The 16,084-nt window shown below is 71.9% G+C and carries 14 protein-coding genes; 5 read left to right on the top strand and 9 right to left on the bottom strand.

Features of this window, described 5'->3' with window-relative positions:
• Positions 1 to 28: 28 nt before the first annotated feature.
• Both MK786_RS04220 and MK786_RS04225 read left to right on the top strand, forming a co-directional pair.
• On the top strand, positions 29 to 628 hold the full coding sequence (locus tag MK786_RS04220) for a GNAT family N-acetyltransferase (protein ID WP_241110993.1): 600 nt from the start codon (positions 29 to 31) through the stop codon (positions 626 to 628).
• A gap of 73 nt (positions 629 to 701) precedes the next feature.
• Positions 702 to 2,324: an SDR family oxidoreductase gene (locus MK786_RS04225; RefSeq protein ID WP_241110994.1), complete on the top strand. Its 1,623-nt coding sequence runs from the start codon at positions 702 to 704 to the stop codon at positions 2,322 to 2,324.
• On the opposite strand, the gene MK786_RS04230 is transcribed toward MK786_RS04225, so the two are convergent.
• The 5 genes from MK786_RS04230 to MK786_RS04250 are packed head-to-tail and all read right to left on the bottom strand — an operon-like array spanning position 2,299 to position 8,785.
• Entirely contained in the window at positions 2,299 to 2,850 is a 552-nt protein-coding gene (locus MK786_RS04230; protein ID WP_241110995.1) for a GNAT family N-acetyltransferase, read from the bottom strand. The two genes, MK786_RS04225 and MK786_RS04230, sit on opposite strands and share 26 nt — an antisense overlap.
• Before the next feature lie 49 nt (positions 2,851 to 2,899).
• The gene (gene cydC / locus MK786_RS04235) at positions 2,900 to 4,573 is read right to left on the bottom strand and encodes a thiol reductant ABC exporter subunit CydC (protein ID WP_241110996.1); all 1,674 of its coding nucleotides are present in this window, start codon (positions 4,571 to 4,573) and stop codon (positions 2,900 to 2,902) included.
• Positions 4,570 to 6,267 (bottom strand): thiol reductant ABC exporter subunit CydD, encoded by a 1,698-nt coding sequence (cydD, locus tag MK786_RS04240; RefSeq protein ID WP_241110997.1) that lies wholly within the window; start codon positions 6,265 to 6,267, stop codon positions 4,570 to 4,572. Before cydD ends, cydC begins: the two co-directional genes overlap by 4 nt.
• 30 nt (positions 6,268 to 6,297) lie before the next feature.
• A complete protein-coding gene (gene cydB, locus MK786_RS04245) occupies positions 6,298 to 7,329 on the bottom strand; it encodes a cytochrome d ubiquinol oxidase subunit II (RefSeq protein WP_241110998.1) in 1,032 nt (343 codons plus the stop codon).
• Positions 7,330 to 7,339: 10 nt separating this feature from the next.
• Positions 7,340 to 8,785 carry a cytochrome ubiquinol oxidase subunit I gene (locus tag MK786_RS04250; protein WP_241110999.1) on the bottom strand — a complete coding sequence of 482 codons (1,446 nt, stop codon included), beginning with the start codon at positions 8,783 to 8,785 and terminating at the stop codon, positions 7,340 to 7,342.
• A 263-nt stretch (positions 8,786 to 9,048) separates the two neighbouring features.
• On the opposite strand from MK786_RS04250, the gene moaA reads away from it, so the two are divergent.
• Together moaA and fdhD are read left to right on the top strand one after the other, a co-directional pair.
• Positions 9,049 to 10,104, top strand: coding sequence for a GTP 3',8-cyclase MoaA (gene moaA, locus MK786_RS04255; protein ID WP_241111336.1), 1,056 nt, complete (start codon positions 9,049 to 9,051; stop codon positions 10,102 to 10,104).
• Between the two features lie 4 nt (positions 10,105 to 10,108).
• Positions 10,109 to 10,981 carry a formate dehydrogenase accessory sulfurtransferase FdhD gene (gene fdhD / locus MK786_RS04260; RefSeq protein ID WP_241111000.1) on the top strand — a complete coding sequence of 291 codons (873 nt, stop codon included), beginning with the start codon at positions 10,109 to 10,111 and terminating at the stop codon, positions 10,979 to 10,981.
• Between the two features lie 170 nt (positions 10,982 to 11,151).
• On the opposite strand, the gene MK786_RS04265 is transcribed toward fdhD, so the two are convergent.
• The 3 genes from MK786_RS04265 to MK786_RS04275 form a co-directional block, all read right to left on the bottom strand.
• The gene (locus MK786_RS04265) at positions 11,152 to 12,561 is read right to left on the bottom strand and encodes an HNH endonuclease signature motif containing protein (RefSeq protein ID WP_241111001.1); all 1,410 of its coding nucleotides are present in this window, start codon (positions 12,559 to 12,561) and stop codon (positions 11,152 to 11,154) included.
• 123 nt (positions 12,562 to 12,684) lie between these two features.
• Complete coding sequence (locus tag MK786_RS04270; protein ID WP_241111002.1) at positions 12,685 to 13,302, bottom strand: winged helix-turn-helix transcriptional regulator; 618 nt, start codon at positions 13,300 to 13,302, stop codon at positions 12,685 to 12,687.
• A 49-nt stretch (positions 13,303 to 13,351) separates the two neighbouring features.
• The gene (locus MK786_RS04275) at positions 13,352 to 13,720 is read right to left on the bottom strand and encodes a hypothetical protein (protein WP_241111003.1); all 369 of its coding nucleotides are present in this window, start codon (positions 13,718 to 13,720) and stop codon (positions 13,352 to 13,354) included.
• A gap of 69 nt (positions 13,721 to 13,789) precedes the next feature.
• Between MK786_RS04275 and MK786_RS04280 the strand changes: the two genes are divergently transcribed.
• Positions 13,790 to 15,082, top strand: a complete 1,293-nt coding sequence (locus MK786_RS04280; RefSeq protein ID WP_241111004.1) for an MFS transporter — start codon at positions 13,790 to 13,792, stop codon at positions 15,080 to 15,082.
• Positions 15,083 to 15,109: 27 nt separating this feature from the next.
• On the opposite strand, the gene MK786_RS04285 is transcribed toward MK786_RS04280, so the two are convergent.
• Positions 15,110 to 16,057, bottom strand: a complete 948-nt coding sequence (locus tag MK786_RS04285) for a phosphotransferase family protein (protein ID WP_241111005.1) — start codon at positions 16,055 to 16,057, stop codon at positions 15,110 to 15,112.
• Between the last annotated feature and the right edge of the window lie 27 nt (positions 16,058 to 16,084).

The following is a 16,084-nucleotide window of genomic DNA, read 5'->3' on the forward strand; positions in this document are numbered from 1 at the left end:
GCTGCCGGGCCGCTCCTAGACTCGTCGGGTGACCCGCATCCGCCCCTTCCGACCCGGTGACGAGCCGGCGCTCGCCGACATCTGCCTCAAGACGGCGGATGCCGGCGCCGACGGGACGGGGGTTCTCGACGACGACGAGCTGTGGGCCGAGATCTTCGTCCTCCCCTATGTGGTCCGGCACCCCGAGCTGGCGTTCGTCGTCGAGACCGACGACGAACGTGTCGTCGGCTACATCGTCGGGGCGCCCGAGACCGCCGCGTTCGAGGAGTGGTTCCGCACCGAGTGGTGGCCGCGCCACGCCACGCGCTGGCCGCATCCCGAAGCCGAGACGTCGCGTCAGGACGGCATCGTGCGATACGCGTACGGCCGGCGCGGCGGAGCCGAGCCCTACGGAGACGCGTACCCCGCGCACCTGCACATCGACCTCCTCCCCGAAGCCCAGGGGCGCGGGATCGGGCGGCTGCTCATCGCGACGCTCGCCGACGCGCTGCGCGCGCAGGGCGTGACGGGCCTGCACCTGGTCACATCGGCCGACAACGCGGGGGCCATCGCGTTCTACCCGCGGGTGGGCTTCGCGCCGCTGCCGTCGCACGACGGCGCGCAGGCCTTCGGCATGAGCCTCGTCTGACGCGCGGGCGACCACAGCGTCCGCGCGAGCGCAACCCCTTCGGCATGCGCGACGGTCCGCGTAGCCTGCCGGGATGGACGACCTCTCCGCACCCACCGGACGCGAACCCGAGCTCGCCGCGGTGCCGCGCCCCGACGGTGCCCCGCCGCGGGCGCTCGTCATCGGGGCGACGGGCTACATCGGCGGCCGGCTCGTGCCGCGGCTGCTGGCCGCGGGCTACGCGGTCCGGGTGCTGGCCCGCGACCCCGCCCGCCTCGGCGCGTTCGAGTGGGGAGACCGCGTCGAGGTGAGGGCGGGAGATGCGACGGATGCCGCGGCCGTGGCATCCGCGGTCCCCGACGTCGACGTGCTGTACTACCTCGTCCATTCGATGTCGTCGGGCAAAGGCTTCGCCGACGCCGACCGGACGGCCGCCGAGACGGTGGCGAGGGAGTCGGCTGCGGCCGGGGTCGGGCGGATCGTCTACCTCGGCGGACTGCACCCCGACGGCGTGGAGCTGTCGCCCCACCTGCGCTCGCGCGTCGAGGTCGGCGAGGCGTTCCTCGGCAGCGGAGTGCCGACGCTGGTGCTGCAGGCCGGCGTCGTGATCGGGTCGGGGTCGGCGTCGTTCGAGATGGTGCGCCACCTCACCGAGGTGCTCCCGTACATGCCGGCGCCCAAGTGGGTGCGCAACCGCATCCAGCCGATCGCCGTGCGCGACGTGCTGCACTACCTCCTCGGCGCCGCGCGCGTGCCCGCCGACGTGAACCGTGCCGTCGACATCGGCGGGCCGGACGTGCTGCGCTACGGGCAGATGATGAACGGCTACGCCGTCCAGGCCGGCCTGCGTCAGCGGCCCATCGCGACGCTGCCCGTGCTCACGCCGCGCCTCGCGTCGCACTGGGTGAATCTCGTCACGCCGATCCCACGGTCGATCGCGCGGCCTCTCGTCGAGTCGCTGCAGAACGAGTGCGTGATGAAGGATCACGACGTCGACGCCCTTATTCCGCGTCCCGGCGACGGGCTGACCGGGTACCGCGCCGCCGTGCGACTGGCACTCGGCCGCGTCGAGGGCGATGCGGTCGAGACGAGCTGGCAGGACGCCGAGGTTCTCGGCGTTCCGAGCGACCCGCTGCCCAGTGACCCGGAGTGGGCGGGGCGCGTCGTGTTCACCGACCGCCGGTCCGCCGTCACCTCGGCGCCGCCGTCGGCGCTGTGGCGCGTGATCGAGGGCATCGGCGGCGAGAACGGCTGGTACTCCTCACCGGTGCTGTGGGCGATCCGGGGCTGGATGGACCGCATCGTCGGCGGGATCGGACTCGCTCGCGGCCGGCGTTCGAAGGGGCGGCTCGCCATCGGCGACGCGCTCGACTTCTGGCGCGTCGAGGCCCTCGAGCCAGGGACGTTCCTGCGACTGCGGGCCGAGATGAAGGTGCCGGGTCTCGCGTGGCTCGAGTTGCGGGCGGTCCCGGATGCTGCGGGCTCGCGCTACGAGCAGCGGGCGGTGTTCTTCCCGCTCGGGCTGGCGGGGCGGCTGTACTGGCTGGCGGTGCTGCCCTTCCACGGGTTCATCTTCGCGGGCATGGCGCGGCGCATCGCCGACGCGGCGGAGACGGTGGCGGGATCCGGGGCGCCGGCAGACGTCGTCGCCGGCGATCCGGAGGACGTCGGCTCGGCGGCGGGCCCCGCGGTCACGGCGTCGGCAGCGGCTCCCTGAGGTCGCGGATCCGGCGTCGCTCGAGCAGAGTGTGGCCGGTGCCCGCGATGCGCCGCTCGTCGGTCATGGTCGCGCCGTCCTCCCGCCAGCCGTGGCGCTCGTAGAACGCGGCCGCGCGCTCGTTGCCGTCGAGCACCCACAGGTGCGCCTTGCGGAACCCCGACGAGCGCAGCCGCCGCTCCGCCGTGACGAGAAGTGCATGGCCGACGCCGCGCGACCAGTGCTCGGGCCGCGCGTAGATCGCATACACCTGACCGTCGCGGGGACGATCGCTGTCGATCGACGGGCCGATCGATGCCCAGCCCGCGGCGACCCCGTCGATCTCGGCGAGCAGGTCGCACGCGTGCAGCTCCCCGTGCATCTCGTCCCACCGAGCCAGCCGTCGCTCGGTCTCGCGCTCGGAGTCCATCGCATCGAGGATCTCCTGCGCCATGAGCCCCGCGTACGCCGCTCGCCATGTGTCGATGCGCACCCGCGTGATGCTCGCAGCGTCGTCGCGCGTGGCGACGCGGACCCTCAGCGTCATGCCTCCGACGCTAGCCGAGTCGTCTGCCGGTCACAGGCGCGTTCGGGGTTCAGCCCGAGACGAGCCGCCCGTGCTCCAACCGCACCACGCGGTCGACCAGCCCGGACGGCACGGTGACGTGCGAGATGAGCACGACGGCCTGGTCGTCGCCGACCGCGCCGAGGAGGTCGGCGAGCAGGGCATCGGATGCCTCCGGGTCGACGCCCGCGGTCGGCTCGTCGAGCACCAGCACCGGAAAGCCGCGCAGCAGGGCACGGGCCAGGGCGATGCGCTGCGCCTGGCCGCCCGATACGAGCGCGCCGCGCTCGCCGACCCGTGCGTCGAGCCCGCCGCGCTCGCGCAGCCAGTCACCGAGACCGACGCGTGCGAGCGCGGACTCGAGGTCGGCATCGCTCGCGGTGTCGCGCGCGAACAGCAGATTCTGGCGGATGTCCTCGTCGAAGAGCATGGGCTGCTGCTCGCACAGCCCGACGGTGCGCCGCACGTCGTCGCCGGCGAGTTCGCGCACCGGTCGTCCGCCGATCTCAAAGCGGCCCTCCGTCTCGAGGAAGCGCACGAGGGCGTGAGCGAGCGTCGTCTTGCCGGCGCCGCTCGACCCGACGACGAGGACGCGCTCGCCGGGCCGGACGTCGAGGTCGACGTCGTGGAGGGAGGCCTCCGCTCCCTCCGGCCAGCGCACCGAAGCGCCGCGCAGCCGGATCCCGCGGCCGAGCGCCGGGCCTTGGCCGGTGGCCGCGGCGGTCTCGTCCACGAGCGCGTCGGGAAGCCGATTCGGCAGCACGCCGGCGATGCGATCAGCGGACGCCGCCACCTGTCGCCACGCAGCGGCCGCCAGCGGCACGGCGGTGAACACCTCGAATACGGCCATCGGCACGAGCACCACGACGGCGAGGGCCGGCCCGCCGAGCGCTCCGGACGCCACGCCGGGCAGGGCCGTGAGGACCGCCAGGATCGAGGCGCCGCCTGCGAGGAGCGAGACGATCGCCGTCGTGCCCGCCTGCGCACCGGCCCGCCGTACGACGGCGCGGCGCACCGCGGCGTCCGCCGCCGCGACGCGGGCGCGGCTCTCGGCTTCGGCGCCGAACGCGGTCAGCACGTCGAGGCTGCCGAGATGGTCGAGCACCGCATCGGCGAGGCGGGCGCGCAGCGGGGCGATGTCGCGCTCCGCGCGAGCGCCGGACGCCCAGCCCCACAGGGTCGCCGCCAGTCCGGCCGCGACGACGCACGCGAGGAGCACAAGACCGGCCGGCCACCATACGATCGACACGAGCACGACCGCCCCGACGGCGACCGCCGCCGACGCGACGAGCGGCTGCACCACGCGAAGCGGCAGGTTCTGCAGATCGTCCACGTCGTCGACCAGTGCGCCGAGCACCGAGCCGCGCGCGGTGCGCGCGAGGCCGTCGGGCGCGAGCGGGACGAGGCGGCGCACGAGCGTCGCGCGGGTCGTCGCGAGCTGGCGCAGGGCGGCGTCGTGGCCGGCCAGCCGCTCGAGATAGCGGAAGGTCGCGCGGGAGAGGGCGAAGAGGCGCACGCCCACGACCGCCGCCGAGAGGTAGAGCACCGGCGGCTGCTCGCTCGCCCGCACGATGAGCCACGCGCTCACGGCGAGGAGGGCGACCGCGGATGCCTCGGACGCGAAGCCCGCCGCGAGCGTGGGCCAGAAGCGGCGGACGGGCGGCATCGCACCGCGAAGCACATCGGTGCGGGTGACCGACGTCATACGACCACCCCCGCGGGCTCGAGGCGCACGACGGCGTCGGCGATCGCGCGTGCGCTCGTGCGGTGCGACACGAGCAGGACGGTCGCGCCCGCGTCGGCCAGTCTGCGCACGCTGCGCCACAGCTGCGCCTCCGTGTCGGGGTCGAGCGCGGCGCTGGGCTCGTCGAGGGCGATCACCCCGGCCCTGCCGCGGAGCCGCCGATAGAACGCTCGCGCGACGGCCACGCGCTGCGCCTGACCGCCCGACAGCCCGGCGCCCTGCACGCCGAGCGCACGGTCGGGCGCGAGTTCCTCCGCGCACGCCAGTGTCAGTGCGCGCCGCACCAGCGCGGCGTCGGGCTCGCTGTCGCCGAGGGTGATGTTGGCGGCGATCGAACCGGCGATCAGACCGGGCTGCTGTCCGGCCCAGGCCAGCCAGGTCGAGGGCGCCACCGCGCGCACATCCGCGCCGTCGTAGGTCGCGACGCCCTCGAACGCGGCGGCGCCGCGCAGCGCCGCGAGGACGCTGGACTTGCCGGCGCCGCTCGGTCCCTCGATCAGGGTCACGGTACCCGGTGTCGCGACGAGCGACATGGGCGGCAGCATCCGCTCGCCTCTTCGAACCCGGACGTCGTGCAATCGCAGCTCAGCGCCCGCCCGGACGTCCGCGGCCTGCTTCGCGGAATCAGGGTCGGCGAAGGCGGCGGGGGAGGGGAGGGCCGAGGCGGCGGCATCGAGAACCTCGAACACGTCGCGGGCCGCGGCCACGCCCTCGGAGGCCGCGTGGAACTGCACACCGACCTGCCGCAGCGGGAGGTAGGCCTCGGGTGCGAGCAGCAGGACGAACAGCCCGACGCCGAGGACGAGGGCGCCGTCGATCAGGCGGAAGCCGATCGAGACGGCGATGATCGCGACGGAGATGCTCGCAAGGAACTCGAGGGCGAAGCCCGAGAGGAACGACACGCGCAGCACCCGCATCGTCTCGCGGCGGTACTCGCCGGTGACCCGCTCGATGGATGCCGCTGCCCGGTGCTGCCGGCCGAACACCTTCAGCGTCGATAGTCCCTGCACGGTGTCGGCGAAGCGCGCTGCGAGGCGGTGCAGCGTGTTCCACTGCCGCTGCTGCACGGAGCGCGTCGCGAGCCCGATGAGCACCATGAAGATCGGGATGAGGGGGAGGGTCAGGACGACGGTCAGGCCCGAGATCCAGTCCTGCCACCACATGACGGCGATGATGATCGGCGTCGCGACGACCGTCTGCACGAGCTGCGGCAGATAGCGGCCGAAGTACGCCTCGAGCGCGTCGAGTCCGCGGCCGGCGGTGACGGCGAGCTGGGCGGAGTTGCGCCCGTCGAGCCATCCGGGACCGAGAGTGACGACGGCGTCGACGAGGGCCGACCGCAGCTGCGATTGGACGCGTGCGGCGGCGCGCGCGGCGGTCGCCTCGCGGGCCCAGAGCAGCACGGCGCGCAGGGCGACGACGACTGCGAGGGCGATGAGGGTCACGGCGAGGTCGGGCGGCGGCATCCCGTCGATCGCTCCCGTGATCGCGCGCGCGAGCAGCCACGCGAAAGCGACGATGACCGCCGTCTGCGCCACCGCGACGGCTCCGATCGCGACGAAGAACCCGCGCGAAGCGGAGGCGTACCGCAGGAGCCGGGGATCGACGGGCCCGCCCGACCGTCTGCCGGGCTCGGTGGGGTCGTCGTCGCTCATGGCCCTTCGACCCTACCTACCGCGCCCGGGTCAGTGGACGAGCGCGGCCGCCTTCTCGATGCGCGAGCGCGAGACGCGCTTGCGGAAGACCCAGTACGTCCACCCCTGGTAGAGCAGCACGAGCGGGAGGAAGATCGCGGCCGCCCAGGTCATGATCGTGAGGGTGTAGTCGGTGCTCGACGCGTTCTCGATCGTGAGGCTGTGCGTGATGTCGGTCGACGACGGCATGACGTACGGGAACAGCGCGAACCACAGGGTCAGCACGGCGGCCACGATCGTGGCCGCGCCGAATCCGAACGCCCAGCCCTCGCGGTCGCGCAAATTGAACACCAGCGACATGAGCAGCGTCACCGCGGCGACTCCGGCGCAGCCGATGACTGCCGCCATCAGCGGCGCCCCGTGACCGGCCGCGATGAAGATGGTCCAGATCAGGAACGCGGCGGCCACGACCACCGTCAGCAGACCCGCGCGGCGCGCGAGGCGCCGGGCGTCCTCGTGCACCTGGCCGTCGGTCTTCAACGCGACGAAGTACACGCCGTGCGTGAAGAACAGCAGCAGCGTCGTGAGGCCGCCGAGCAGGCCGTACGGGTTGAGAAGGGTGAGGAGCGACCCCGTGAACTCATGGTCGGCGTCCAGCGGCACGCCCTGCACGATGTTGGCCACCGCGACGCCCCACAGCAGCGCGGGCACAGCCGACCCGACCACGATCATCGTGTCGAAGCCGCGCTTCCACCGCAGACTGTCGCGCTGGTGGCGGTACTCGAACGAGACGCCGCGCAGGATGAGCGCGAGCAGGATCAGCAGCAGCGCGAGGTAGAAGCCGCTGAAGAGCGTGGCGTACCACTCGGGGAACGCCGCGAACAGGCACGCGCCGGCGACGATGACCCACGTCTCGTTGAGGTCCCAGACCGGACCGATGGTGTTGATGATCTGGCGGCGCCCGATGTCGTCCTTGCCGAGGAAGGGAAGCGACATGCCGACGCCGAAGTCGAAGCCGTCGAGCACGAAGTAGCCGACGAAGAGGAATCCGACGATCCAGAACCAGAGGTATGCGAGGTCCATGTCGATGCTCCTAGTAGACCGTCGTGGGGGTGTCTTCGACCGCGCGCTCCCGGGGGCCAGGATCGTCGGGTCCGGGCAGCGGCTCCGGCCCCTTCTTCGAGGTCTTGATGATCAGGCCGACCTCGACGACCGCCAGCGCGGCGTAGATCAGGGTGAAGGCGACGAGCGAGATGAGCACCGTCCAGCCGGGAACGCTGGGCGAGACGCCGTCCTCGGTCAGCATGAGGCCGAACACGATCCAGGGCTGCCGGCCCATCTCGGTGAAGACCCAGCCGACCAGGATCGCGAAGAGCGAGGCGGGCCACGCCCAGACCGCGAGCTTCCACGCCCACTGCGGCACGTCGCGCTTGGCCTTCTTGCGCGTGAGCCACAAGCCGACAACTGCGGTGAGGGCCGCGATGCCGCCGAGGCCGATCATCCAGCGGAACGACCAGTACGTCACCCACAGGATCGGGGCGAAGTTGCCGTCGACCTGGTCGGCGAACTGCGGGAACAACTCGGTCGTGTACTGCATGTTGAGGTCGTTGATGCCCTCGACGCAGCCGTCCAGCGTGTGGGTCGACAGGAACGCCAGCAGATACGGCACGCGGATCGAGAACAGCTCGGTCGAGCCGTCGGGTGTGCCCAGCGTGAAGATCGAGAAAGAGGCATCCGCTCCGCACGCGCTGTCGAACATCGCCTCGGCGGCCGCCATCTTCATCGGCTGCGTCGAGACCATCACGAGGCTGAGCTGGTCGCCCGAGATCGCGACGCCCGCGAAGGCGACGATCATGCCCCACAGCCCGTAGCGCAGCGAGGACCGCATCATCTCGACGTTCTGGCCGCGCATCAGGTGCCAGGCTGAGATCGAGATGATCACGCCGGCGGTCATCATGAACGCCGCGAACAGGGTGTGGGGGAGCGCGGCCAGCGCGACGGGGTTGGTGAGCACTGCGAAGAAGTCGGTCATCTCGGCGCGGGAGCCATCATCGGCCATCCGGAAGCCGACCGGGTTCTGCATGAATGCGTTCGCCGCGAGGATGAAGTACGCCGAGAACCAGGCGCCGATCGTCGCGATCCAGATGCTCGCGAGGTGCAGGGCGCGGGGCAGGCGGTCCCAGCCGAAGATCCACAGGCCGATGAACGTCGCCTCGAAGAAGAACGCCATGAGTCCTTCGAAGGCGAGCGGGGCACCGAACACGTCTCCGACGAAGCGGGAGTACGCCGACCAGTTCATGCCGAACTGGAACTCCTGCACGATGCCCGTGACCACGCCCATGGCGAAGTTGATCAGGAAGATCTTGCCGAAGAAGCGGGTGAGATGCAGCCACTTCACCTTGCCGGTGCGGTGCCACGCGGTCTGGAAGATGGCCACGGTGAGCGCCATTCCGAGCGTGAGGGGCACGAACAGGAAGTGGTACAGCGTCGTGAGGCCGAACTGCCAGCGGGCGAGCAGCAGAGGGTCCAGCAGATCCACGAGGCGTTCTCCGATCGCTCGAGCGGGAGGTGTGGTCTGACCACGTTAGCATGTGGTCAGACCACAGGGAGACATCGATCCGAAGCGTGATCCCGCCACCCAGCGTTCCAGGCGCGACGCAGTGCCGCTCGTGCGGGAGCCGTGAAAAAGACCGTCCCACCGCGGCCGGGCGTGCACGCCGCGGGCTACCCTCGAACCATGGAGGCCGGGCCGGAGCGAGGGAGGGCGTCGTGAGCGCGATTCCCGTCACCATCGCGCCCCGGATGCCTCGCCCCGACCCGCGCTCGTCGCATGCGCTCGCGGGCGGTCCGGGCGACCCGCTCGTCGACACGCACGGTCGCGTCCACCGCGACCTGCGCATCTCGCTCACCGACCGCTGCTCGCTGCGCTGCACGTACTGCATGCCCGAGCAGGGGAATGAGTGGCTCGCACGCTCGAGCATCCTGTCGACCGATGAGATCGTTCGCATCGCCACCGTCGCCGCGGCCGACGGCATCACGACGTTCCGGCTCACCGGCGGCGAGCCCCTGCTGCGCACCGACATCGGCGACGTCGTGCGGCGCCTCGCCGCGATCACCGCACCGGACGGGCGCCCGGTCGACATCGCGATGACGACGAACGGCATCCGACTGCGCGAGCTGCTCCCCGAACTCACGGACGCGGGCCTGCGCCGGCTCAACATCTCGATCGACACGCTGCGGCGCGCCCGCTTCCACGAGCTGACGCGCCGGGACCGCCTCGACGACGTCCTCGACGGGATCGCGGCGGCCGCGGCATCCGCTCTGCGCCCCTTGAAGCTGAACGCGGTCGCCATGCGCGATGTCAACGACGACGAGCTGGTCGACCTCGTCGAGTTCGCGGTCGCGCACGATGCGCAGATGCGGTTCATCGAGCAGATGCCGCTGGACGCCGGCCACACGTGGGATCGCGCGCGCATGGTCACGCAGGACGAGATCCTCGGGACGCTGTCGGCGCGCTGGTCGCTGACGCCGGTGCCCGGACGCGGCGGCGCCCCCGCCGCACGCTGGCTGCTCGACGGGGGACCGCACACGGTCGGCGTCATCGCGTCGGTGACGGCGCCCTTCTGCGGCGACTGCGACCGCCTGCGTCTCACCGCCGACGGCCAGCTGCGCAACTGCCTGTTCTCCACGACCGAGTACGACCTGCTGCCGATCCTGCGCAGGGCGGGGTCGGGTGACGGCGAGGAGGAGATCGACCGGATGCTGCGCTCCTGCGTGCACGGCAAGCTCCCGGGGCACGCGATCAACGATCCGAGCTTCCTCCAGCCAGCGCGCGGCATGAACGCGATCGGCGGCTGACGTCGTGGGTCGGCTCACCGTCCATCGCCCTATCGTCAAGCTCGTGAGCGCCGACGACGGTGTCGGTGAGCGTCGGCGCAGCGACACCCTCGCCGTCGAGGAGCCCCTGGAGATCCGTGTCGGTGGCACGCCGCTCGCGGTCACCATGCGCACGCCCGGTCACGACGTCGAACTCGCCGCAGGATTCCTGGTGTCGGAGGGTGTGATCGCGCGCGGCGATCAGTTCCGCTCGGCGATCCACTGCGGCGGGCCGGCCACCGGCGCCGTCGGCGTCGCCGGCAGCGCTGAGAACACCTACAACGTGCTCGACATCACCCTCGCCCCCGGCGTAGCGCCGCCGGACCCCGAGCTGGCGCGCAGCTTCTACACGACGAGCTCATGCGGGCTGTGCGGCAAGGCGTCGATCGATGCGGTCGAGACGGTCTCGTCCCATGAGGTGGGGTCGGATGCCGCGACCCTCGGCGCCGCGGACCTCCTGGGGCTGCCCGATCGGCTGCGCGCGGAGCAGGCGGTCTTCGGGAAGACGGGCGGTCTGCATGCCGCCGCACTCTTCGACGCCGGCACCGGCGAGCTGCTCGTCGTGCGGGAGGACGTGGGGCGCCACAACGCCGTCGACAAGGTCGTCGGGTGGGGTGTGCTGAACGACCGCCTGCCGCTGCGGGGGACCGTGCTGCAGGTCTCGGGGCGGGCGAGCTTCGAGCTCGTGCAGAAGGCCGTCATGGCCGGCATCCCGATCCTGTCGGCCGTGTCCGCGCCGTCCTCGCTCGCGGTGGAGCTGGCCGAGGCGTCGGGGCTGACGCTCGCGGGCTTCGTGCGCGGAAAGTCGCTGAACCTGTACACGCGCCCGGACCGCGTGCTGCGCGGTTCGTCGGACTGACGGCGACGGAACGGCGGCGCGTGTCCGGCGTCGCGCGCCGCTCGTGCGCAGTTGCGTGACACGCAAGCGTCTCGACGCGCCGCGTCTGCACGCGGCGCGTCTCCGCGCGCCGGCTCCGCGCGCCGGCTCACGAGCACCGCTCCGAGCGCCCCGCGCGGACATGACCACTGTCACGCCAGACGCCGCGAGTCCCGCCGATCGAGCAGCCGGGTCGGAGACTTCGTCGCGGGATGCCAGCGGGCTGAGGGATCCCACCACGACGGCCCGCGGATCTCGGGCACACCTCGACTCATCCGCACCTTCCACCCGCCGCTGTCGATCGTGCGGTGGTGGAACCAGCAGAGGAGGACTCCGTTGTCGGTGTGAGTGGGGCCGCCCCGCGCCGCCTCTTCCACGTGGTGGATCTCGCACCAGGCGGACGGCACGCTGCAGCCGGGAATGACGCAGCCGCCGTCGCGCAGCGCGATCGCCTTGCGTTGGTGGGCGGCGAACACGCGGTCCGCGATGCCGATGAAGAGGATGCGGCCCCGCTCGTCGACGCTCACCCGCTGCACGGCGCCCGTGCACGCGACCTGGCGCGCGACGGAGAGGCCGACCGGCTCGTCGCAGTCGTCGAGGTGCGCGTAGCCGCGATCCTGCGCCAGGTCATCGGACCGGACGGAGACGACGAGTGTCGGCGCGGAGCCTCCGATGGTCGGCAGCTCGCCCGAACGCGCGGCGACCGTCAAGGCGGTCGCGAGAGCATCGTGCTGCTTCTGCACGCGGCTGCGGCGGTCGTGGTCGTCCGGTGAGACCGTCTCGCTCTCCACGAAGACGGGCCCTGTCGCCGACGCGGTGACCTTCGGGTTCAGGAGGCTGTCGAAGATGCGGCTGAGTTGCCCCGCGACCTCGGGAAGCAGCGAGCCGTGGAGCGGGACCAGTCCGTCTCGGCACACGCCGAGGGTGAGCCCGCGATTGCGGAGCGCACGCGCCTCGCGTGGCTCGGCGCCGTCGGGGTCGAGGTACATCGCCCACACGCTCGCCTGGAGGCGCAGCTCATCGGCGCACGGCTGCGCACCCTTGTCGTCCCCGCGTGCGGCGATGGCCAGCTCGTCGTCGGCGCTGCGCAGTTCCGTCCCCTCGCAGTCAGCGGCGTCGAGGGTGTCGATGACGGCGAGAAGCGCATCGATCCCGACGACGCCGTCGGCGGCTGCCGTGCGCATGGCGGGGTAGGTCGCCTCGAGCACCGCGCCGGTCGTGTGCGCGGTTTCCTGCGCGATCCCGCGTCCGGCCCGGAGCAGTTCCCCGGCGGTGCGGCGCGAGACGAGCGTCACGCGCTGCACGAGCTCGTTGACCGATCGGCAGCCGTGAACCGTGGTGATGCGTTCGGCGTGGGGTGCGGCATCCGCTCGCTCATCGACCTGCGCCACGAGCTCGGCCAGCAGCGCGTCGGTCTGGCGGCGGAGGCGTGACAGGGTGGCGAGTGCTGCGAGGAGGTCGTCGTCTTGCAGGCGCGCGGCGGCGTGGGAGCTGAAGGCCGCGGTGACGAGGGCGCCGAGCTTGTGACAGATCGCACTGAGCGGTGCGGCAAGGTCTGTCATGACTCCATCCTGCCGACCCCCTTCGACATCGATGTCGACACGAATTCCCAGATCAGATAGCGAAATCGTTGTGGATGGCCGACCCCTCGACCTGCTTGTGGAGGAACCGGCAGCCCCCCGCGATCACTGCACGGAGAGGTGCACCACGCACTGCGAAGGATCGCACGACGGCGCGATGCCGTCGACCTTCAGTGGCCCGCCAGCCTGGGCGAGCACGGAATCCATCAGGCCGATGTGCACGTGGCAGAGGGTGCCGCGGTGGTCGGCGGCGGGCGCGTGCGGGCATGGAGTGAGGTCGACGGTGAGGGCGTCCTCGTCCACGAGCGGGTCGAACCCGGCCTCGGCGAGATCTTCGACAAGGGCGTCGAGCTGGTGCAGAGCGCCGGCCGGGAGCATCTCGCTCGCCTCGGTCGGGTAGACCCGGCGCAGCAGGTCGCCGCGACGCGCGGCATCCTTCGCCCTCCGGACGGCGACCGGACTGTACGCCGCAGCCTCGCCGGCCGCAGCCTCTCCGGTCGCCGCGGTGTAGAGCACGCGGGGGCGCCCCCGTGTGGTGCGGCGCTCGGTCTCGGCGATGACGTACCCGGCTTCGATCAGCCGCTGCAGGTGCTCGCGCACGGTGTTGGGATGGAGTCCGGTCGCCTCGACGAGTTCCGCGATCGGCCGCCGGGCGCGCTGCTGGATCAGATGCATGATCTCGACGCGTGAGTAGCTCGAGATCGCGCTGTATCCGGCGGTCATGTCTCCATTATTCCGGGGCGGCGGGGGATGCCGCCGCCCACCGCTCACGTCAGAAGACGAACAGCTGCCCCATGATCAGGATGGCGATGAAGAACGCCGCGAGGATCGCGCCGACGATGGCGAGCGTCTTGCCCGACAGCTTGGCGACGGCCCAGCCGACGAGGAACGGCAGCGCGAAGAGCAGGATCGCGACGATCCACCAGAAGGCCACGTAGCCGCCGGTGGTCGCCTCCGAGAGACGGCCGCCGAAGAGCTGCTGCGTGGCGGGGTGCGTGGCGAAGCGCACGGCCGCCGAGATCGGCACGGCGACGAACGCGAAGATGATGAGTCCGAGCAGCGCGCCCCAGAGCGCCGGGCTGCCGTTGCCGCTGAGCACACCGCCGTGCGGTGCCTCCTGCTGGTGATGTCCTGATGCCATGCGCACGACTTTATCGACAGGGATACGGGTGCGCGCGTCATCCGAACAGGATGAGACGGCGGGTCGTCGATGTCTCTTCGGACAGCCGCCGCGCCGTCTGACAGTCTGGACAGACGACGACGTACCGAGCGCGAGGAGGGACTCTTCCGCCGCCCGGCGTTCGCCCGCTACTTCTCCGCCGTCGCAATCGGCGCCTTCGGAACGGCGCTGACCGCTGTGGCGATGCCGGTGCTCGTCGTCGGCGTGCTCGAGGCCGATCCGTTCGAGGTGGGGATCGTCGCGGCAGCGCAGTTCGTCCCCTACGCGCTTCTGGGCCTGGTGGCCGGGGTGTATGTCGACCGGTGGCGTCGCCAGCGGGTCCTGGTGTGGGCGAGCATCGGCCGGGCCGTCAGCCTGGCGCTCATCCCGGTGCTGTGGCTGGCGGGGCTCCTGCACGTGTGGGTGCTCGTGGGGCTGCTCCTGCTCTTCGGTTCGTTCGCGGTGTTCGGGTTCGCCGCGACCCAGTCGCTTCTGCCGCAGATCGTCGAGCGGCGCGCGCTCCTCGCCGCCAACGCCCGGCTCGATCAAGCCGAGGCTGCCGCGCAGACCGCCGGACCCGCGCTCGGCGGTGGGCTCGTCGGCCTCATCGGCGCACCGCTCGCGATCGCGGTCGATGCCGTGACCTATATCGTCGATGCCGTGCTCATCGCCGGCGCGCGCATCTCCGAGAGCCTCGAGTGTGGCCGCGCCGAGCGCTCGCTGCGCCGCGAGATCGCCGAGGGACTGCGCTGGTCATATCGGCACCGCACACTGACGCCCCTCGCGTGGTCGACCCACGTCTGGTTCTTCGCGAACGCCGCGGGCCTCACGGTTCTCGCGGTCTTCGCACTGCGGGCTCTCGGACTGTCGCCGTTCGCCTACGGGCTGCTCTTCGCGGCCGGCGGTGCGGCGACTCTGCTCGGCGCGGCGATCGCGTCGAGCACCGGCAGTCGCTTCGGCGCCGGAGCGGTGGTCACGTGCGCCCGCGGTCTCTACCCGGTGGCGTGGGCGACGATCGCGCTCATCCCCGACACCGGGGCGGCCGGAACGGGTGCGCTGGTGGCGCTCTTCGCCGCATTCGCACTGCAGGGCTTCGCGGCGGGAGTGGAGAACGCGAACGAGATGAGCTTCCGGCAGATCGTGACGCCGGACGCCCTGCTCGGACGGGTGAACGGCACGCTGCGTTCCGCGAACCGCACGTTCGCCGCACTGGGCGCGATCGCGGGCGGGACGGCGGCGTCCTTGGCCGACCTGAACGCCGTGCTCTTCGGGATCGCCGCGGTCTTCGCGACCGCCTTCCTCATTGCGCTCCTGTCGCCGGTGCGCACCGCGACGGCGGAGTGAGACCCCGGACGCAGCGGTGACGCCACCTCAGCTGAGCCCGGCGTCGACGCGCTCGCGCAGCCAGGCGGCTGCGACGACACCCTGCTCCCGTTGGAAGTTGCGCAGGGCCGGCAGCTGGGGCACGACCGGGCGCACCGAGGAGCGCAGGAAGTAGGCCGCGACGGCGGCGACCATCGACGTGACGCCTGCCGCGGGCGCGGTGGCTGCGAGCGTCGACTCCGCGAACACCGAGTCGGGCGACGGCGTGCCGGGGAACAGGCACACGCTCGGCACTGCGAGCGCCCAGTCCAGCCACGGTGCGCCGACGCAGACCTCGGTCCAGTCGACGATCACCACGTCGTCGCCCGACATCAGCATGTTGTCGGCTCGAAGGTCGCCGTGCACGAGAGAGGCGCCGGCCGCGGCATCCCGCCATCCGTCTGCCAGGGTCCGCACGGCCTCGAGATTCGCGGAGATCCACGGGTCGATGCGCGCCGCCGGGTCGTCCGGTTCGGTCCTCGCCCAGCCGTCGAGGTCGTCGGGGGCCCTGGCCGCGAACGTCTCCGCCTCGATGGGGGACGGGGTGAGGGATGCCGCAGCCTCTTCGAACGCCCGGATCATCCGCGCGCGTTCGCCTGGGACGGAAGGATTCGGCGCCCGGCCGGTGACGTGCTCGAACACGACGGCGACCCAGTCGCCGTCGTCGCTCGACGCGATCATGCGCGAGGCGCACGGGAGCGGGCCGAGTCTCGCGAGGTTGTCGCGCTCGCGGCGCAGCAGATCGGCGCTGCCCGGTCCGGTCGCCGTGCCCACCGCCTTCACGAACACGGTACGTCCGTCGGAGAGCGCCGCGCTGGCGGCGAGGCCGGGGGAGAAGCCGCCGGCCGCAGTCGTCGTCGCGATCACCGACGCGCCGACGATCTCCTCGATGCGCGTGCGAACGAAGACCGGCACGTCGGTCCAGGCGAGGCGGCTCCCGCCGCCGTGCACGTCCATCGCAACAGAGTAGCGACGGGCCGGGTG

The organism is Microbacterium sp. CFH 31415 (genome assembly GCF_022538185.1).
Lineage (GTDB): Bacteria > Actinomycetota > Actinomycetes > Actinomycetales > Microbacteriaceae > Microbacterium.